General features: G+C 68.2%; 18 protein-coding genes. 5 read left to right on the plus strand and 13 right to left on the minus strand.

Features of this window, described 5'->3' with window-relative positions; all coding sequences use genetic code 11:
• Positions 1-317 precede the first annotated feature (317 nt).
• From NRB56_RS26600 to NRB56_RS26615, 4 genes are read right to left on the minus strand one after another with little or no spacing between them, the layout of a single operon-like run.
• Positions 318-1,106, minus strand: a complete 789-nt coding sequence (locus NRB56_RS26600; protein ID WP_319943566.1) for an ATP-binding protein — start codon at positions 1,104-1,106, stop codon at positions 318-320.
• Positions 1,107-1,136: 30 nt separating this feature from the next.
• On the minus strand, positions 1,137-1,826 hold the full coding sequence (locus tag NRB56_RS26605; protein WP_153346908.1) for an HAD family hydrolase: 690 nt from the start codon (positions 1,824-1,826) through the stop codon (positions 1,137-1,139).
• 11 nt (positions 1,827-1,837) lie between these two features.
• Positions 1,838-3,460, minus strand: a complete 1,623-nt coding sequence (locus NRB56_RS26610; RefSeq protein WP_319943567.1) for an MFS transporter — start codon at positions 3,458-3,460, stop codon at positions 1,838-1,840.
• Positions 3,457-4,158 carry a hypothetical protein gene (locus NRB56_RS26615; protein WP_153346910.1) on the minus strand — a complete coding sequence of 234 codons (702 nt, stop codon included), beginning with the start codon at positions 4,156-4,158 and terminating at the stop codon, positions 3,457-3,459. The genes NRB56_RS26610 and NRB56_RS26615 overlap by 4 nt, the downstream gene beginning before the upstream one ends.
• Before the next feature lie 63 nt (positions 4,159-4,221).
• Between NRB56_RS26615 and NRB56_RS26620 the strand changes: the two genes are divergently transcribed.
• Entirely contained in the window at positions 4,222-4,824 is a 603-nt protein-coding gene (locus NRB56_RS26620) for a TetR/AcrR family transcriptional regulator (RefSeq protein WP_153346912.1), read from the plus strand.
• Positions 4,825-4,832: 8 nt separating this feature from the next.
• On the opposite strand, the gene NRB56_RS26625 is transcribed toward NRB56_RS26620, so the two are convergent.
• The 3 genes from NRB56_RS26625 to NRB56_RS26635 all read right to left on the minus strand — a co-directional run bounded on the left by NRB56_RS26625 (position 4,833) and on the right by NRB56_RS26635 (position 7,595).
• Positions 4,833-5,837 carry an AvrD family protein gene (locus NRB56_RS26625; RefSeq protein WP_153346914.1) on the minus strand — a complete coding sequence of 335 codons (1,005 nt, stop codon included), beginning with the start codon at positions 5,835-5,837 and terminating at the stop codon, positions 4,833-4,835.
• A 33-nt stretch (positions 5,838-5,870) separates the two neighbouring features.
• Positions 5,871-6,872, minus strand: coding sequence for a beta-ketoacyl-ACP synthase 3 (locus tag NRB56_RS26630; RefSeq protein ID WP_227838382.1), 1,002 nt, complete (start codon positions 6,870-6,872; stop codon positions 5,871-5,873).
• 267 nt (positions 6,873-7,139) lie between these two features.
• Entirely contained in the window at positions 7,140-7,595 is a 456-nt protein-coding gene (locus NRB56_RS26635; RefSeq protein WP_153346916.1) for a hypothetical protein, read from the minus strand.
• A 169-nt stretch (positions 7,596-7,764) separates the two neighbouring features.
• Here NRB56_RS26635 and NRB56_RS26640 point away from each other — a divergent pair, with 169 nt between their 5' ends.
• Positions 7,765-8,265: a LysM peptidoglycan-binding domain-containing protein gene (locus NRB56_RS26640; protein WP_406603536.1), complete on the plus strand. Its 501-nt coding sequence runs from the start codon at positions 7,765-7,767 to the stop codon at positions 8,263-8,265.
• Positions 8,266-8,331: 66 nt separating this feature from the next.
• Here the strand turns inward: NRB56_RS26640 and rpsR are convergent, their stop codons facing one another.
• Positions 8,332-8,586 (minus strand): 30S ribosomal protein S18, encoded by a 255-nt coding sequence (rpsR, locus tag NRB56_RS26645; RefSeq protein ID WP_019932783.1) that lies wholly within the window; start codon positions 8,584-8,586, stop codon positions 8,332-8,334.
• Between the two features lie 533 nt (positions 8,587-9,119).
• Between rpsR and NRB56_RS26650 the strand changes: the two genes are divergently transcribed.
• The gene (locus NRB56_RS26650; RefSeq protein WP_153346918.1) at positions 9,120-9,917 is read left to right on the plus strand and encodes a VOC family protein; all 798 of its coding nucleotides are present in this window, start codon (positions 9,120-9,122) and stop codon (positions 9,915-9,917) included.
• 86 nt (positions 9,918-10,003) lie between these two features.
• On the opposite strand, the gene NRB56_RS26655 is transcribed toward NRB56_RS26650, so the two are convergent.
• From NRB56_RS26655 to NRB56_RS26675, 5 genes are all read right to left on the minus strand, one after another.
• Positions 10,004-10,804: an MHYT domain-containing protein gene (locus NRB56_RS26655; protein ID WP_153346921.1), complete on the minus strand. Its 801-nt coding sequence runs from the start codon at positions 10,802-10,804 to the stop codon at positions 10,004-10,006.
• A gap of 7 nt (positions 10,805-10,811) precedes the next feature.
• Positions 10,812-11,507: a GTP-binding protein gene (locus tag NRB56_RS26660; RefSeq protein ID WP_153346923.1), complete on the minus strand. Its 696-nt coding sequence runs from the start codon at positions 11,505-11,507 to the stop codon at positions 10,812-10,814.
• An 85-nt stretch (positions 11,508-11,592) separates the two neighbouring features.
• The gene (locus NRB56_RS26665) at positions 11,593-11,967 is read right to left on the minus strand and encodes a DUF742 domain-containing protein (protein WP_019932787.1); all 375 of its coding nucleotides are present in this window, start codon (positions 11,965-11,967) and stop codon (positions 11,593-11,595) included.
• A gap of 7 nt (positions 11,968-11,974) precedes the next feature.
• On the minus strand, positions 11,975-12,385 hold the full coding sequence (locus tag NRB56_RS26670; RefSeq protein ID WP_153346925.1) for a roadblock/LC7 domain-containing protein: 411 nt from the start codon (positions 12,383-12,385) through the stop codon (positions 11,975-11,977).
• The gene (locus NRB56_RS26675) at positions 12,382-15,144 is read right to left on the minus strand and encodes an ATP-binding protein (protein WP_153346927.1); all 2,763 of its coding nucleotides are present in this window, start codon (positions 15,142-15,144) and stop codon (positions 12,382-12,384) included. The genes NRB56_RS26670 and NRB56_RS26675 overlap by 4 nt, the downstream gene beginning before the upstream one ends.
• Before the next feature lie 382 nt (positions 15,145-15,526).
• Here NRB56_RS26675 and NRB56_RS26680 point away from each other — a divergent pair, with 382 nt between their 5' ends.
• Positions 15,527-16,216 (plus strand): response regulator transcription factor, encoded by a 690-nt coding sequence (locus tag NRB56_RS26680; protein ID WP_153346929.1) that lies wholly within the window; start codon positions 15,527-15,529, stop codon positions 16,214-16,216.
• A 168-nt stretch (positions 16,217-16,384) separates the two neighbouring features.
• A complete protein-coding gene (locus NRB56_RS26685) occupies positions 16,385-17,782 on the plus strand; it encodes a HAMP domain-containing sensor histidine kinase (protein ID WP_153347325.1) in 1,398 nt (465 codons plus the stop codon).

Below are 17,782 nucleotides of genomic sequence, written 5' to 3' on the forward strand. Positions count from 1 at the left end.
AACGAACGCACTGAGCGCGGCGACGCGGGAGGCCCTGCACGACACGGTCGTGCAGGGCCTCTTTTCATCCAGGTGCCGGGCCGCCCTTCATCCCGGCCCCCGGGTCTCGCTCGGGCGGCGAGGACGACCTCCGACATGTCCCCGTTCCCGCTATCTCATCGCTGCGGAAATCGGGAACGTATCAGTCGAATTCCGGCCAATTCCCGGCGGACCGCGGAGAGGGCCGAGGCCCTGCACGGGTCTGCGGAATCCGTGCAGGGCCTCGTCGTCCAGGTGCCGGACCCCGACTCATTCCGGCCCCCGGGGCTTCGGGGTGGTCAGTAGCGCATGGCGTACGCCAGCCGCTTGGTCAGCGACTTCTTGCGTTGCGCGGCCTTGAAGCGGTCGTCCTCCTCGAGCACCTTGGTGGCCGAGGAGACCCGGCCCCGCGCCTCGGCGACCGCCTCCGCCACCGACATCACGGTGGGCAGCTCGAACAGTTCGATGATCTTGGTCAGTCGTTCCTCGACGGTGCCGCCGACGACCTCGTACGGCACGCCGAGGTCCTTGATCACCTGCAGCAGCGTCACGTCCGACAGTTTCCGGAACGGTTCGGACACGGGCCGGTGCCCGTCGGCCTTCATCGGAAACTCCACGGGCAGATGGACATACGCGTCGTAGAGGCGGGCGGCGCGGGCCTTGGAGATGTCGCCGAAGATGTCGGTGAACTCGTTCACGGGCGCCTTGCGGCCGATTCCGGCGATCGACTTGACGATCCGAAGGGGAAGGCCCGCACCGGGATTGATGCCGACCCGCATCCGCGCCACGCCGTACACCCATTCGTGCACGACCGAGCCGTCGGAGATGAAGGAGCCGGCCCGGGATTCGTTGTGTACCCGCTCCTCGAACCGCCGCAGGCCCAGTTGCAGCAGTTCGATCGAGTTGAGTTCCATCACGGTCTTTCCCGGAACCAGATCCACGAGCAGTTCCCGCGAGGTGAGCGCGTGGGTCCGCGGGATGCCGGTGAGGATCGACAGCGCTTCCGTGGTGGTGCTCTTGCCGGTCGAGTAGGTGCCGGAGATGGCCAGTTTGATGCTCTCGCGCTGCTTCCCGTCCACCAGGTACACGGTCGATCTCCTGCCTTCGAAGAATGGCCGTCAGGCGGCCGGGTCGGTCAGCACTTCCCAGCCGCGGCGGCGGGCCAGGTGTTCCAGGGCCGGATCGACCGGCACCACCGCCGGATGGCCCACCCGCTCCAGGATCGCGACGTCGCTGACGTGGTCGCCGAAGCCGTAGTCACCGGCGAGATCGTGGCCGGGGTAACCGGCCACGAACGTCTCGACGGCGGTGCGTTTGGCGGCGCCGATCAGGGAGCGCCGCACCTCGCCGGTGTAGCGGCCGTCGCGCTCCTCGAGTTCGGTGCACAACAGCGGCGCCGGTGTCGCACCGCCCATCTCGCCGGCGATCGGGCGCAGGCAGGCGGCGAACGAGCCGGATACCAGGACCGTCCGCACGCCGTCGGCCGCCAGGGCGCGCAATCGGGCGACGACCGGCGCCCGGTAGTGCTGATGCGCCCGGATCAGTTCGTGCCAGCCCCCGGCGGCGGTCTCCACCTCCGCCACCGAAATCCCCGCCCACAGCCGGTAGTACTCGATGTTCAGCGTTTCCCGGGTCGCACCCGATTCGGCCAGCCGCTGCATCCGCGCCCGATTCGCCTCCAGCACCGGGTTGCGCCCGGTGGCGTCGAAGAAGAATTCGGCGAAGTGATGCAGGGTGCTGATCCGCAGCAGGGTGTGGTCCACGTCGGTGAAGGCGAACCGGGTGCGCTGGGGGCGGGGAGTGGACATCGTCGTCTCGCTCAGTGCGCCGACACGCCCCGGACCGGATCGGCGGCGGCTTCCGGTGGCACACCGGGATTGGCGAGGGCGGACTCGTCCAGATCGGAGCGGCGCAGGAGGAATACGCCGACCACCGCGGAGATCGCGGCGATCACGGCCGCGACCGCCATCATGTGGTGCAGGCCGCTGACGTAGGCCGAGGTGGCGGCGTGCTGGAACTGCTCGGCCGCCTGCGCGGGCAGGCTCTGCGCGGCCTCGCGCCCGCCGCCGGCGGAGATCACATCGCCGAGTCCCGGCGCCTTGTCGTGCAATTGCGCCGCGATGTCGGTGCTGTTGTACGCGGCGTTCACCCGGTTCTGGAAGTAGGCGCCGAGGGCGGCGATACCCACCGCGAGACCGGACTGCTGGAAGGTCTCGTTCACACCGGAGGCCATACCCGACTTATCGGGGGTGGTGACCGCGATCGCGAAAGCGCCACGCGGCGTGGAGAACATACCCATCCCGATGCCGATCAGCGCCATGGCCGGGATCAGCGCGGTCCAGCCGGAGTGGTCGCTGACGAACAGCACGCACGCCAGGCCGGCGGTGATGAACAACTGGGAGCCGCCGATGATCACGCTCGGCGCGACCTTCGCGACCAGGCTGCCGGAGGCCGCCGCGGCGACGAACATGAGGATGGTCAGCGGCAGCAGCCGCACGCCCGCGCCGAAGGCGGAGTAGCCGAGCACGTTCTGCACGTAGGAGATGAGCAGGAACAGGGCCGACATCACCGCGATCGCGCACAGTGCCGTGACGATCGACAGGCCGTTGAAGGTGCGGTTGCGGAACAGCGTGAGATCGAACATGGCCCGTCCCGGGCGGCTGATCTGGAGCCCCGCGAAGACGATCAGCAACACGATCGCGATCACGAAGTAGGCGATGATCTGCGCGCTGGTCCAGCCGTCGGCCTGGCCGCGCATGAAGGCGAGTACCAGGAAGAACAGGCCTGCGGAGAAGGTGACCATGCCCGACCAGTCCACCGGCGGCGGTGTGGTGCCGCGGGATTCGCGCACCTTGGTGTAGCCGACGGCCAGCGCGGCCAGGGTCAGCGGGATGTTGATCAGGAAGATCCAGCGCCAGCCGGCCGATTCCGCGAGGCCGCCACCGATCAGCGGGCCGAACGCGATGGCCAGGCCCGCCACGCCGCCGAACACGCCGAACGCCATCCCGCGCTGCTTGCCGTGGAACTCGTTACCGATCAGCGCCGGGCCGACCGCGAACAGGATCGCGCCGCCGAGGCCCTGCACGAACCGCGCCAGGATCAGGGTGAGGTCGTTCTGGGCGAGACCGCAGACCAGCGAGGCGATCACGAAGACGACCAGGCCGACGTCGAAGACCTTCTTGCGGCCGATCCGGTCGGCGAGCGATCCGGCGGCCAGCAGAATGGCGGCCAGGCCCAGCGCGTACGCGTCCAGCACCCACTGCAACGCGGAGAAGGACGAATCGAAGGACTTGCGGATATCGGGGAGAGCGACGTTCACCACGGTGAGGTCCAGCATCAGCATGAACGTGGCGACCGAGACCACCACGAGTGTCCATACCGCGTTGTCCGAGAGCCGGCCCTCCGGCTGGGGCGCATTCGCCCGGGAATCACTTACTGTCACGCTGTTTCCTTCATCGAGAATTGCTGCGTCGGGAAGTCGTCCTGCCAGGTTTCGTCCGAAGCGGTCGACAATGCCTCGGACTGCGAAGCGGTCGACAACGCCTCGGACAACGGCATCCGCAGGGGCAGTGCGAAGAGATTCGTGATCCGCGCGAGGATCCGCTCGGCGGGGCCGCCCACGATCAGAAACGGGATCGGCAGTGGATACAGCGCGTCGACCAGGATGCGATCCGTCAACTGCGATGCCGCATAGTCGCCGTCGGTCTCCGCCGGCTCCGGGCGGAGATGTACCACGGCGTCGTAGGCCACGCACGCATGCCGGCGGACAATGCTCGCGTGCGCGGCCAGGAAACTTTCTTCGAACTTTCGGAACGGGAAGCTCCCGGGATGCCACAGCCATTCCCGCCGGTGCCGCCCGCGGCGTAACGACTCGGCCGCCGCCCACTCGTGCAGAACCGATCCGTCGGAAATGAATGCGGTGCCGGCGCGTGCTTCCGAATCGACCCGCGCCTCGAATGCCCGTATCGGGGTCTCGACGGTATCTCCCAGGCGCCTTTCGGTGCTCGGTGCAATACTTTCGGACGGTACCGAGATGCGTGGGACACCGGTGGCCAGGGACAATGCGGTGGTTACCGTGTACTTGCCGTCCGGTGAAGCTCCGGTTACTGCCAACCGTAGCTCTGGTGAATCCTTCATCAAGGTCCTCGTATGGCGGTCTCGAAGCTCGTGGAAAGATTAGTAATCAAGTGATAACTTGTCAACATGAAGGCGAGGCTGAGCGCGGCCGAACGCCGCGAGAAGATTCTCGAGGCCGCCGGGCGAGCATTTTCGAGGGGCGGTTTCGCCGGTACCAGCACCGATGTGGTGGCGCTGGAGGCCGGTGTTTCCCAGCCGTATGTCGTCCGGATGTTCGGCAGCAAGTCCGAACTGTTCCTGGAAGTTTTCGACCGAGCGGTACGCGCGCTGCTGACGGCGTTCGATGCCGAATTGGCGGACCCGGCGGCGGCGAGCGCGCCGGATGTCTGGGATCGGCTCGGCGCGGTGTACAACACGCTCGTCGCCGACCGGGACGTGCTGATGGTGCTGCTGCAGGGTTTCAGCGCGGCGGCGGCGTCGCCGCAGGTCGCGGCGGCGGCCCGCGGCTTCGTCTCGTCGTTGTACAACCTGCTGGTGACCCGCACCGGATGCGCCCCGGAACGGGCCCAGCAGTTCATCGCCAACGGCATGCTGCTCAACGCGCTGCTCGCCATGAACGCACCCGCGCACGCCGTGGACGATCCGGGATTGGCGGCCCTGTCGCAGTGCGCGCTCGGCTACGGGTGCGGCGTCGAAGGCGACTGGCCGCAACTCGATCCCGGCCGGTGACGTGGTCGTCAGTCCGGCAACTGATGCGCGAGCAGGCAGGAGCCGACCATCCCGTTGAATTCCTTGATCGTCATGTCGGCGCTGCGCCATCGGTGCCCGCCGCGGTTGACGATCGAGACCCGGCGAACCTCGGCGGTCCCGTCGAACGCCTCGGTGGTCGGGCGATCCGGGCCCGAGACGTTGATCTCCAGCTTGCGCATCCACAACGTGTTGCTGCGCGCGCGGTCCAGATCGTCCAGCCGGTAGAGCAGGACCTGGGACAGCTGAGCGGCCCCGACCACGATGTCGACGATCGAGGAGGAACCTGGGTACGACGACTCCGCGCCCGAGTACTGCCGGTCGCCGTCCATGGTGATCCGATGCCGGCCGGTGATCCGGGTGGCGGCCTCGTCGATGACCAGATCGGTCGCGGAGAGGGAGTGCCGCTTCAGCCCGTGCAGGAAGTGGTGCGGCTTCGGCCCGAAGATCGCCTCGAGCGACTCGGCGTGATCCACGCCGGGTAGCGCGACCGGGCCGGAACCCGGCACGTGGGCGAGGGTCAGACTGCCGATCAGCGCGCCCACCCGGAATTTGAACGTGGTCTCCGAGTCGGTCCGGTCGCTCGCGTCCTCGTCCTCGGACACCGACGTGACCTCGATCTCGACCGGGATGTTGTCGAGATCCTCGTGCGGTGCGGTGCCGGCCCGGACGGTGACGTGCCGCACCCAGGTGCGCGCCGCCTCGGCGGGGCTCAGATCGCGGGTGTGGGTGAGCGCCGCATCGCACATCGTGGCGGCAAGGGTCAGCGTGTCGAGGCTGCTGACGTGAGGAACGAGTTCGCCGCCGCGCTTGCGGGACCAATCGGCGGGGTAGACCAGCCGTCCCGTCCCGGAGTGGGTGGCGCCCGGCTGGTTGGAACGGTTCAGGCGCAGACCGGTGAGCTGCTGCTCGACCTTCTGGTAGCCGTCACCGAAATAGCGGCCGGCGCGCGGTCCGAGTGGCTCGTCGTAGCTGGAGAAGGAGGTTGCGGACATGCGGAAACACCATCTTCCTGGATTTTCCGACGGCTACGCCGCCTCGGCCACCGGCGGCAGCTCGAATACCTGGCCCGCGTAGGAGAGCCCGGCTCCGAAGGAGACCTGCAGCGCCAGCTGCCCGGGTGTGGCGCGGCCGGACAGGACCAGATCGTCGATGGCCAGCGGCAACGCGGCGGCGGAGGTGTTGCCGGTGCGGCGCACGTCGTCGGCGACCACGACCGAGCCGTCGTCCCAGCCGAGCCGGCGCGCCACCGCGTCGATGATGCGGGCATTGGCCTGGTGCGGAACGAAGACCTCGATCTCCGCGAGCGTGACGCCCGCCGCCTTCGCGACCTCGGCGACGATTTCCGGAACGGCGGTGGTCGCCCAGCGGAAGACCTCGGTGCCGTTCATCTTGACGTACGGCTGCGAATTCGCGTCCGGATTCGCCCGGAACTGTTCCCAGGACGTTTCCTGCCGGATCATGTCGGAATATTCGCCGAGACTGCCCCACACCGTCCGTCGAATATGTCCCGCACTGCTCCGGTTGACGATCGCCGCGCCCGCGCCGTCACCGAAGATCGGCAATACCGACCGATCGCCCGGCTCCACGTTGTTGCTCATCTTCTCCGAGCCGATGACCAGCACGTTGTCGGCCTGCCCGGAATTGACCAGCGCCGCCGCCTGGCCGATGCCGTGGGCGTATCCGGCGCAGCCCGCGGAGATATCGAAGGCGCCGGGCCGGTGACAACCGAGTTCGGCGGCCACGATCGCCGCGCCGGCCGGTGTCTGGGCCAGGAAGGTGGATGTCGTGAGTATCACGACATCTATTTCCCGGGCGTCCATGTCGACGGCTTTCAACGCGGAATGCGCGGCAGCCGTCGCCATGTAGGTGACGGTCTCACGGCTGTTCGCGAAACGACGCTCCCGGATTCCGGTGCGCGTGATTATCCACTCTTCGTCCACCCCCAAATCGGAGGCTAATTCCTCGGTGGTCACCACCCTCTCGGGGCGGTAACTGCCAATCATGGAGATGCCGGCTAGTTCTGGCATTTTCCACCCCCTGCGAGGATAGATTTCACACTTGTGGCAACAAACGTATCACTACCTAAGTAGTCTTGTGTCAGATCACAATGCTATAACCGCAGAGTAAGCGCGTGTGTGACGAACGTCACATGTAGTACTCGCGATGAGAGGTTTCATCGCGAGTGAATGATCGGATTTCGCACGATGCGAACACGGCCGGAACGTTTTCGTGGTATCGCGTACGTAGATTGTCTATTCGATTGTCGGTCGTGAGCGAATCATTCTACGCGCAACCTATGTCGAAGCGTTGACTTTCCGGTTACCGAGTGGCCGGGCCAATTGCACCTCGAGTGTTCCGAACGCCTCGATCATGGTGCACATTCGGCCGAGCGCCTCCGGCAACGTGCCCGCGCGCAGCGCGACGGTGACGGCGCCGCCGGTCTCCGTGGTGGTGACGTCGACACCGTTGCAGTCCGGCGAGCCGATCCGGAAGTTCACCGCGATCCGATCGTCGCCCACCCGGCTCCAGCTGTCGAACGCGATCGGCCGGGGATTCACGATCGCCGGATTCGCGGTGAAACGGCGGCCGAACTGGGGTTGAGCCTGCTCGGTCGGCGTGATCGCCGCGCTCCCGGAGGTGGCGGCCGAATCGGAACCGGGTCCGGCGTCGCCGGAGTGCCCGCACCCCGACACCACCCCCATCGACAGGGTCACGGCGGCGAGGACGCATGCGGACCGGATCGAGATCATGATCTGCAGAGCCTATCGGCAATGGTCCCCGCGGTCGCGGCGACCGAGTTCGCCCGGTGCAGTGAACTTTCGGCAACGATCGGCGGGAGCGCTGTGGTCAGGTCGTATGGTTCGGGAACGACGCCGAAGTCGGCCCGGCCCGTCGACCTTCTCCCGAAAGGATGTTCCTGTGGGTGACATGCTGCACGTAGGTGAGGAACTCGGTCTCGGACAGTCCCTGCACGGTGGGGCGTACACGATGACCCTGCAGCCCGACGGCAATCTGGTGCTCTGCGAGCCCGACGGCACCGTCGTCTGGGCGACCCAGACACACGGGCAGGGGGTCACGCGCGCCCTCCTGCAATCCGACGGAAACTTCGTGCTGTACAAGGAGGACGGCGCTCCCGCGTGGGCGACCGACACCCCGGGCCGGGAGGCCGACCGGCTGGTCGTGCAGCCGGACCGCGACGTGGTGCTGTACGGCCGGGACGGCGGCATGATGTGGTCGGCGGGTACGCACACCGACACCCCCATGGAAGCCCGGACCTATACCGTCGCCGACGGGGACACGTTGTGGGCGATCGCCGAGCGCTTCTACGGCGACGGCCACCGCTTCACCGAGATCGTCTCCGCCAGTGGGCTTTCCGATCCGGATTCGGTGACGCCCGGCCAGGTGCTGACGATTCCGTAGCGGGAGTCCGCGGCCGGCGGGCGAGCCCGCCGCCGGTCCGCGGCGGGCCAGCGGAATGCCCGGAACCTATCGGCTGGTGAACGGCAGCAGCGCCATCTCGCGCGCGTTCTTGACCGCCACCGCGACCTGCCGCTGCTGCTGCGGGGTGAGCCCGGTGACCCGGCGGCTACGGATCTTTCCGCGATCGGAGATGAACGTGCGCAGCAGGTTCACATCCTTGTAGTCCACCGTCTCGACACCGGCGGCGATCAGCGGGTTCTTCTTCGGGCGGCGCCCCTGCTCGGCACGGGCCTTCTTCGACGGTGCGCGCTTCACGGCCATGTCAGCGTCCTTACTCGGTTTCCGGCGGTCCACCAACTCGTTCGAGGGGAATACGGGCAGCTCACCCGTGGCGCCCCGATCGAACCATGGTACCGGACCGCGCCTCGCCGGCGACCGGGACCGGGACGGCCCCGGTGTATCGAAAAAGATCCCCGAAGTGATGACTTCGTGTTCTTCCGCCGATATGCTCGTGCGCGAGGGCGGGTTCTCCCGGCTCCGGGAGAACCCGCTCATCGCCACCGATCGCCGCCGCTCCAGACCATCGGATTCACCTGTGTCCGAGCACATTCGGCGCGCTTCGCCTTCGTACATCGGTATCTCGCTCGCTCGGTGGCGGATCGCCGAAACGTGTCGGACCCCTCTGATCGACTGAACCCGGTCGATGCGAACGCCTCGCTTCCGGTACGTCACGGAAACGGACCGTCGCACGGCCACAGGCGAATTCGCGTCGTTGTGGGCGGTCGTACGTCCCATCCCGTCGCGGGCCGTCACATCCTGGCGCAGGCAACCCTCGGACGAACGGAGACGATTCCATGCCCGTACGCGACACCACCTGGCCGGAGGGCACCCCTTGCTGGGTGGACTGCCAGGTCGACGATCCGGCCAAGGCCGGCGAGTTCTACACCGGCCTGTTCGGCTGGGAGATCAGCGGTACCGGGGAGGAGGGTGGCGGCTACCTGATGGCGGACCGCAACGGTCGTTCGGCGGCCGGCATCGGCCCCAAACAGCAGCCCGGGATGCCCTCGGTCTGGACCACCCACTTCGCCACCGCCGACGCCGACGCGCTCGCCGGGAAGATCACCGCGGCCGGCGGTCAGGTGCTCGCGCCGCCGTTCGACGTGCTCGGCGCCGGGCGGATGGTGGTCGCGGCCGACACCACCGGTGGCGTGTTCTCGGGCTGGCAGGCGCGTGACCACCACGGCGCCGAGGTGTTCAACGAGCACGGCGCCTACACCTGGAACGAACTGCACACCCGCGACCTCGACGCCGCGAAGACGTTCTACGCCGACGTCTTCGGCTACACCTACGCCGATATCGGTGACGGGCAGTCGATGCGGTACGCGATGTTCACCGTGCCCGGCGGAAAGGACGCCGCGGGCGGGATGAACGACGACACCCTGATGCCGGGCGACCCGATGCCCAGCTACTGGCTGACCTGGTTCCAGTTCGACGACGTGGACGCCGGCGTGGCCCGGGCCACCGAACTCGGCGCCGGCGTGCTGATGCCGGCCGCCGACTCGCCGGCCGGCCGGATGGCCATCGTGTCGGCGCCCCAGGGCGAGGTCTTCGGGCTCATCGACACCAACGTGCGCGTCGGCGAATTCGGTTAGGGCACAACGTGATTCGGGCCGGTCGCACGAGATGTGCGACCGGCCCGGAAGTCCTTGCCCGGCTGTGGTTCCCGGGTGCGCGCGAATCAGCCGATCGGAGTCGGGGTGCGCGTCGGCTTCGGCTTGCGGGGCCGCGGCGGCGTGGCCACGCGGGTCCGGGCCACCACCCGGGCGGCCCGGTCCGGCGCCACCAGCACCGCGGTGATCGGCACCGCCAGGGACAGGGTGCCCAGGACGAACACCGGCACGAACAGCGTGAACAGATCCTCGCCGGTCGGCGCCGCCGCCGCCCGGTCGACGTGCACGCCGACCCCGAGCATGCCGAGGTAGTGCATACCCGTCACCGCCAGCGCGACCACCGCCGCGGCGGCGGTGAGCAGGCCGAACGAGTAGATCCGCAGCGGTACCCAGAGCACACCGGCCGCGATGACGATCGCCACGACGATCACTTCGACGGTGGCCGCCACCGACACCTGCACCGTGCCCTGCACCCGGATGGCGCTCAGCGCCAGATAGTGCGTCACGCCGATGCCCACGCCGGTCACGACGCCCGCGGTGATCAGCTTCCCCGACCGGATCTCCCGGCCGGCCAGCAACAGCCCCGCCAGGATCGACACGATCGCCAGGATCGCGCTCCCGACGGTGCGGGCGAGGTCGTAGCGGACGACACCGGTCGGCGCGCCCATGCCCAGCATGTTCACGTACACCGCGAGCCAGATGCCGACCCCGCCGATCGACACCGCGCCCGCGGTCAGCCAGACCATCCGGAAGTGCACCGTCACCGACATCGTCGACTGCCGGACGCACGCGAACCCGACCACCGCACCCGCCAGCGACACCGCGATCGCGAGACCGAGTACCCAGTACCCCATCGTGAAGTAGGTCATCGGTTCGTCATCCCCGCCGGACCGTATCCGCCTCCCGCTGCTGGGCGGTCAGTCGTTTGATCGCGTACTCGGTGACGGTCGCGAGCGATCGCCGCACCTCCATCGGGTTGCGGGCGTCGACCTCCATCATCGGAACTCCGGCACGCACCGAGAGCGCCTGCCGCAGTTCGGATTCCGGGAACCGCGGTGCGTCCGGGAAGCGGTTGACCGCGACCAGGAACGGCAGGTTGCGGGCCTCGAAGAAGTCGACCGCGGCGAAGCTGTCCTCGATCCGGCGGGTGTCCACCAGCACCACGGCGCCGATCGCGCCGCGGATGAGGTCGTCCCACATGAACCAGAACCGCTTCTGCCCGGGCGTCCCGAACAGGTAGAGGGTCAGGTTGCCCGGCAGCATGATGCGGCCGAAATCCATTGCGACCGTGGTGGTCTGCTTGGTCGGGGTGGCGGACAGATCGTCGACGCCGTCGGAGACGCCGGTCACCATCGCCTCGGTGCGCAGCGGCACGATCTCCGAGACCGTTCCCACGAACGTCGTCTTGCCCACGCCGAACCCGCCGGCCACCACGATCTTGGTGGAGGCGGTGCGGGCGTCGGGTTCCGGGGCGGCTTGCCGGGGTCCGGCGGGATTCTGGTAGCCGGACCCGGAATTCGGGTGGGGCGGCGCCGTATTCGGGTAGGGCGCGGGCGATGTCTGATAGGGCATTGGCGAATTCTGGTAGGGCACCGACGAATTCGGGTGCGAAACGGGAGGGTTCGAATAGCTCGGGCCGGAGGTTCTGCCCGGGATGTCAGAGCGCACGGAGTCCACGCAGGGTCCTCTCCATCAAAGATCGACGCTCGTCGAAGCTCGCGTCCTCGCTCAGCGTCGTGTGCACCCGCAGGGTTCCGGCGACCACGAGGTCGCCGATCACCACCCGGACCATGCCCAGCGGCCGCTGCAGGTGTGCCGCGATCTCCGCCACCGACAACCGCGACGACCCCAGCCGCAGGATGTCGGTGCGGACATCGCCCGCCGGCCAGTCGAACTGGTTGGCGTACGGCAGTGTCTCCACCACCGCCTCCATCGGGAGATCCACCACCGGCTCGGTGCGGCCGGAGGTCAGGGCATAGGGACGTACACGTGTGGTTGGCCGGCCGGACCCGGACCCGAAGGAGCTGGACATCGCACGCTCAGACCGCTGTTCGGGCGGTGGCCTGGACCACCGACCCGACCCGGTCGACCAGCAGTGCCATCTCGTAGCCGATGCGGCCGATGTCGTGCGCCTTGTTGGCCAGCACCGCCAGGTGCGAACCGTTGCCGACGCTCATCACCAGCAGGTAGCCGCGCTGCATGTCGACGATCGACTGCATCACCTTGCCGCCGTTGAACAATTGCGCCGCGCCGGCCGACAGGCTGGCGAGCCCGGCGGTGACGGCCGCGAGTTGTTCGGCGCGATCCGACGGCAGATGCGGGCTGGTGGCCTGCAGCAGGCCGTCCGCGGAGACCAGAACAGCGTGCGAGACCCCGGGTACGTCCCGGGTGAAGCGCGTGACCAGCCAGTTCAGGTTCTCGTCGGTGGTGCTCTGCGAGGTGTTGCTCATGCGGGGCCTCCGTCGTTGTTCTGCGCGTTGGCCCGCCCGCTGCGGACACCGCTCAGATGCCTGGACAAGTTGTTGCGGATCTCGTCGGGATCCGGGTTGCTGTTGTCGGTGGCCGGGGCCAGACCGCCCGGAACCAGTTGCGCGCCGGGTTGCCGGATCGGCAGCCCGCCGACGGTGTGATTGGACGCGGACGGGCTGCTCGCGTCCGCCGCCGCCGCCCAGCCGGCGTCGGCGGGTGACGTCCAGACCTCCGCGGGACTGTTCTGTGACGGTTCCACCAGCCACTCCGAGACCATTCGTTGATAGATCGGTGTCGGTGCCTCACGTCCGACCGGACGCAGACCCCCTTGCGCGGCCGGAGCTGCGGTCCGGCCCCCCTGCTGCTGTTGCATGCCCGGATATGCCGGCCGGGCGGCCGCCATCACCGTGGTCCGCTCGATGGGCGCCGGTTCGGGCGCTCGCGGCGGTTCCGGCATGCGCGGCGGTTCCGGCGGTGCGGGCGGGTAGTCCTCGGCCTCGGCCCAGATGTCGATGGGCGGCTCGGCCGCCCGCGACGGCGGCGCCCAGCCCGGGGACGGGCGGCCCTCCGGATCCACCACCGGGGTGAAGAATCCGGTGTCGGCCGTGGGCGCCGGAGCCCCGCCGAAGCGGCCGACCGGTTGCGGTGCGGTGGTCTCACCGACCGGCGTCAGCCGGGTGATCTGCGGCGCCGGGATGTCGCTGACCGGACCGGCGGGCCGGCGCTGCGGGAGCCCGGCACTGGTTGTCCCGCTGGTCATGCCGAACGCGGCGGGTGCCGCCGGGACGGGCTCCGGAGTGTTCGGCACCGCGGTGAGCACTCGCGGCTGCTCGGCTGCCGGGAGGGCGGCCACCGGGGCCGGGTACGCGGAGGTGATCGGCTGCGGCGCGGGCGCGTTGTCCGGCACCGGCGAGACCAGGCTGCCGGGCAGGTGCACGCTCGCCGTGATGCCCGGCTGCTGGGCCATCGTCGAGGTGCGGCGCATGCTGACCGTGATGCTGTGCCGCTGTGCGAGCCGGCCGACCACGAAAAGACCCATGCGGCGGGCGGTTTCGATGTTGACCTCGCCACCGGAGGCGAGCCGCTCGTTGATCCCGCGCAGATCCTCGCTGGACATGCCCAGACCGCGGTCGGTGATCTCGATCAGGTAGCCGCCGTCGACGGCCCGGGCCACCGACACCGCCACCGGAGTGCTCGGCGGCGAGTAGCGCAGCGCGTTGTCGATCAGCTCGGCCAGCAGGTGCTCGATGTCGACCGCAGGCTCACCGGCGACGATGCCGTCCGGCACCGCGCCGATCTCGACCCGCTGGTAGTCCTCCACCTGGGAGACCGCGCTCCACAACATGTCCGAGAGCGCGACCGGCGGCAGATGACCGCGGCGCAGCGCGGTACCGGCGAGCACCAGCAGGTTGTCACCGTTACGGCGCATGCGGGTGGCCATGTGGTCGAGGCGGAACAGGCTCTGCAGCCGCTCCGAATCGTCCTCGTCGCGTTCGAGTTCCTCGATCAGCGTCAGCTGCTGTTCGACCAGCGACTGGCTGCGGCGGGAGAGCGTCTCGAACATGTTGCCGATCTGCAGGCGCAGACGGGCCTGTTCGGCGGCGAGATGCAGGGCCACGCGGTGGATGTCGTCGACGGCTCGGGCGAGCTGACCGACTTCCTCGGTGGTGTTGACGTCGATCGGGGTGATCTCCGGGGTGTCGCCACCGTCGCGCACCACCTCCAGCTCCTGGGGCAGGTCGACGTGCGCGACCTGCAGTGCGCCGCTTCGCAGTCGGCGCACCGGCACGACCAGCGAGCGGGCGACCGCCAGGGCGAGAGCGAGACCGGCGAGCAGCATCGCGATCACGACCGCGACGTCACGCAGCACGCTGGAGTGCGCGGTCGTGGTCCGCGCCGCCAGGCGGCTGTCGATGGAATCGACCAGGTGGCTGTCGATCTGGTTGTAGGCCTCGAGGCTGGCCTGCAGCGAGGCCGAGCCCCCCGCCTGATCGACGGCGGTCTGGCCGTACGCGGCCATCCGGGCCTGCGCGGCCCCCATCAACTTGTCCTCGCCGATCGCGTTGGTCGGCTCCAGCTGCTGGTACTGGGCGATCATGACCATCTCACCGCCGAGCGCGACCAGCAGCTGGCCGCGCATGGCCGGGGCGGCCTCGATCGCGCCGGCGAGCATGTACTGATTCATCAGCAGGCGCCGGCCGGTCATCGTGGTACCGAGCTGGAGGAAGGTCCGCTCGATCGTGGCCTCCTCGGCGGACGGCGATCGGTTGATCGCGCCGAGGATGTGCGCTGCGACGTCGTCCATCTGCTGGCCGATGACATTCGGCGGGCTGGAACGCAATCCGCTGCGCATGGTTCGGCCGGCCGAGACGGCCGCCGACAATTCCGTACTGACCTGGCTGTCGGCCCGAACCGTCCGCAGTGCGGTGTCGAGGTCGGCCGCGGCCTGGTCGAAGTGGGCCGACACCTTGTCCAGTGCCGCATCGTTTCCTGCGCCCTGATCCGCCATCGCCGTGAGACCCAGTTGTTCGGTCGCCTGACCGAACACCAGCATCGGGCGAATGATCTTGACCTGCTCGGCCGCCGCGTTCAACTCGGAGATCTTGCTCAATCCGTCGTTGATGCGGAGGACCGCGAAGATCGAAGCCAAGACGACCGGTAGGAGCAGCACGATGCCGACCTTGCTCGTCACGGACAGGTTGGACAGACTCGTCTGCCATCGCCGCGGTGCTGTGCCCATCCCGCTTCCGTCGCCTCCGCTCGCGTATTGCCTCCGGTTCCAACCCGCTACCCTGACGAAAACCCAGCCGCCTCAGTTCATCCCACGTCGGATTTGAAAGCGGACGGCCGTGATCTATTGACTGGTCGGGTCAAAGGGTTGAGAACCAACTAGAGGTCGTCTTTTATCGCAGGTAACATACCGTGCGCGGTCCGGGACGGCAATCCGAGCGCTCGGGGTGTGGGATTTCGAATACCAGGTCGGCGCAACGACTTTCGCATTCACGCCAACATCAGACCGATCGCTCTCGGGAATAATCGCAGGTCACCGCTCAGGGAATGTGTGGCGTGTCGCAAGTGCGCTTCTCAGTGGACTCTCAGTCGGCACGGTCAGACTGGACGTCATGCGCATTCTGGTAGTCGACGACGACCGCGCGGTCCGGGAATCGCTGCGCCGGTCGCTGACGTTCAACGGCTACTCCGTCGATTTGGCGGTCGACGGGGTCGACGCGCTGGACAAGGTGGCCGGTCAGCGGCCCGATGCGCTCGTACTCGACGTGATGATGCCGCGACTGGACGGACTCGAGGTGTGCCGGCGGCTGCGCAGTACCGGCGACGACCTGCCGATATTGGTCCTGACCGCTCGTGACTCGGTCTCGGAGCGGGTCGCCGGTCTGGACGCCGGCGCCGACGACTATCTCCCGAAACCGTTCGCTCTGGAAGAATTGCTCGCCCGGCTCCGGGCCCTGTTGCGCCGCACCGCCACCGGTGATCTCGCGGAGATCTCGGAGGCTATGCAATTCGCCGATCTGTCCCTGGATCCGGTGACCCGCGAAGTTTCCCGCGGCGAGCGGTCGATCAGCCTCACCCGCACCGAGTTCTCGTTGCTGGAGATGCTCATGGCCAACCCGCGCCGGGTACTCACTCGCGGCCGGATCCTGGAGGAGGTCTGGGGGTACGACTTTCCCACCTCGGGTAATGCGCTGGAAGTGTACATCGGTTATCTGCGGCGCAAGACCGAGGCGGAGGGCGAGGCCCGCTTGATTCATACCGTGCGCGGGGTCGGATACGTCCTGCGGGAGACTCCGCCGTGAGCCTCGTCACTCCCCGTTTCGTCGTGAGGTATTGACGTGGGCCGGACGGTTCCACGGCAGCCGGTCATCGCCGGGCTCGGTATCGGGCACGGAAATCATGGTGCGCACAACGGGCACGGCGGGCACGCGGGATACGGGCCCGACGGTCATCCGCACGGCGGGGCCGAGATGCGCCCGCCCACGCCGCTGACCAGTTCGGTGTCGCTGCGCTGGCGAGTGACGCTGCTGGCCGCGACCGTGGTGCTGATCGCGGTCGCGCTGACCTCGATCACCGCCTACACCATGGTCGCGCGGGCGCTGTACGCCGACGTCGACAATCAGCTGCGCGCCCGCGCCACGGTGATGATCAGCAACAACCTCGACAGCTACGGGTTCATGCCGATGCTGCAGATCGGCAGCCTGTACTCCAACGACATCGGCGTCGCGCTGATCTATCCGAACAGCGAGCAGTGGTATGTGCCTCCGCAGCAGACCGATCCGCCGCTGGGCGCCGCGGAATGGGCCGTCGCGCACGGCGAGCTGGTCTCCTCGCTGCGCACCTCGCACGATCAGCGGGTGCTCGCCGAACGGATGAAAACCGGTGCGACCCTTGTGATCTCGCAACGGTTGCAGCCCACCCAGGAGGTGCTGGACCGGCTGGCGTGGCTGCTGTTCGTGGTCGGCGGCTGCGGTGTGGTGGTCGCCGCCGCGGCGGGAACGGCGGTGGGCCGCACCGGTTTACGGCCGATCGGGCGACTGACCGCGGCCACCGAACGGGTGGCCCGCACCGACGATCTGACCCCGATCCCGGTCACCGGCGACGACGAACTGGCCCGGCTGACCGAGAGTTTCAACTCGATGCTGCGGGCCCTGGCCGAATCTCGGGAACGGCAGCGGCGCCTGGTCGCCGACGCCGGCCACGAGCTGCGTACCCCGCTGACCTCGCTGCGGACCAATATGGAACTGCTGATCGCCTCCAGCCGGCCCGGCGCGCCGCGACTTCCCGACGAGGACATGGCCGAGTTGCGCACCGATGTCGTGGCGCAGATCGAGGAGTTGTCGACGCTGGTCGGCGACCTGGTGGACCTCGCCCGCGAGGACGCCCCCGAGGACGTCTACGAGCAGGTCGACCTGGGTGAGGTGGCCGAACGCGCGCTGGAACGGGTGCGGCGGCGGCGCTCGGGCGTCGAATTCACCGCCGAACTGCGGCCGTGGTTCGTCTACGGGCACGAGGCCGGATTGGAGCGGGCGGTCCTGAACGTGCTCGACAATGCGGCGAAATGGAGTCCGGCGGGGGAGCAGGTCCGGGCCACCATGCGGGAGACCGGGCCGGGATTGCTGGAATTCGCCGTCGGCGACGCCGGGCCGGGTATCCCGCCGGCCGAACGGGAGCTGGTGTTCGAGCGCTTCTACCGCACGACCGCGTCACGGTCGATGCCGGGCTCGGGCCTCGGGCTTGCGATTGTCAAACAAGTGGTGACGAAACACGGGGGAACGATCACAATCGACACATCCGATCGTGGTGGTGCGCTGGTCCGTATCGTACTGCCGGGTGAAGGTTCTCCACCGGCAGTCTCGGAGAACTGA

This window comes from Nocardia aurantia, assembly GCF_009604425.1.
GTDB lineage: Bacteria > Actinomycetota > Actinomycetes > Mycobacteriales > Mycobacteriaceae > Nocardia > Nocardia aurantia.

What these genes read in the sequence shown, in the direction of transcription:
- NRB56_RS26680 (WP_153346929.1), top strand. Translation starts at nt 15,527, where the DNA reads ATGCGCATTCTGGTAGTCGACGACGACCGCGCGGTCCGGGAATCGCTG.
- NRB56_RS26660 (WP_153346923.1), bottom strand. Translation starts at nt 11,507, where the DNA reads ATGCCCTATCAGACATCGCCCGCGCCCTACCCGAATACGGCGCCGCCC.
- NRB56_RS26685 (WP_153347325.1), top strand. Translation starts at nt 16,385, where the DNA reads ATGCGCCCGCCCACGCCGCTGACCAGTTCGGTGTCGCTGCGCTGGCGA.
- rpsR (WP_019932783.1), bottom strand. Translation starts at nt 8,586, where the DNA reads ATGGCCGTGAAGCGCGCACCGTCGAAGAAGGCCCGTGCCGAGCAGGGG.
- NRB56_RS26620 (WP_153346912.1), top strand. Translation starts at nt 4,222, where the DNA reads ATGAAGGCGAGGCTGAGCGCGGCCGAACGCCGCGAGAAGATTCTCGAG.
- NRB56_RS26665 (WP_019932787.1), bottom strand. Translation starts at nt 11,967, where the DNA reads ATGTCCAGCTCCTTCGGGTCCGGGTCCGGCCGGCCAACCACACGTGTA.
- NRB56_RS26625 (WP_153346914.1), bottom strand. Translation starts at nt 5,837, where the DNA reads ATGTCCGCAACCTCCTTCTCCAGCTACGACGAGCCACTCGGACCGCGC.
- NRB56_RS26605 (WP_153346908.1), bottom strand. Translation starts at nt 1,826, where the DNA reads ATGTCCACTCCCCGCCCCCAGCGCACCCGGTTCGCCTTCACCGACGTG.
- NRB56_RS26650 (WP_153346918.1), top strand. Translation starts at nt 9,120, where the DNA reads ATGCCCGTACGCGACACCACCTGGCCGGAGGGCACCCCTTGCTGGGTG.
- NRB56_RS26630 (WP_227838382.1), bottom strand. Translation starts at nt 6,872, where the DNA reads ATGCCAGAACTAGCCGGCATCTCCATGATTGGCAGTTACCGCCCCGAG.
- NRB56_RS26675 (WP_153346927.1), bottom strand. Translation starts at nt 15,144, where the DNA reads ATGGGCACAGCACCGCGGCGATGGCAGACGAGTCTGTCCAACCTGTCC.
- NRB56_RS26670 (WP_153346925.1), bottom strand. Translation starts at nt 12,385, where the DNA reads ATGAGCAACACCTCGCAGAGCACCACCGACGAGAACCTGAACTGGCTG.
- NRB56_RS26655 (WP_153346921.1), bottom strand. Translation starts at nt 10,804, where the DNA reads ATGACCTACTTCACGATGGGGTACTGGGTACTCGGTCTCGCGATCGCG.
- NRB56_RS26635 (WP_153346916.1), bottom strand. Translation starts at nt 7,595, where the DNA reads ATGATCTCGATCCGGTCCGCATGCGTCCTCGCCGCCGTGACCCTGTCG.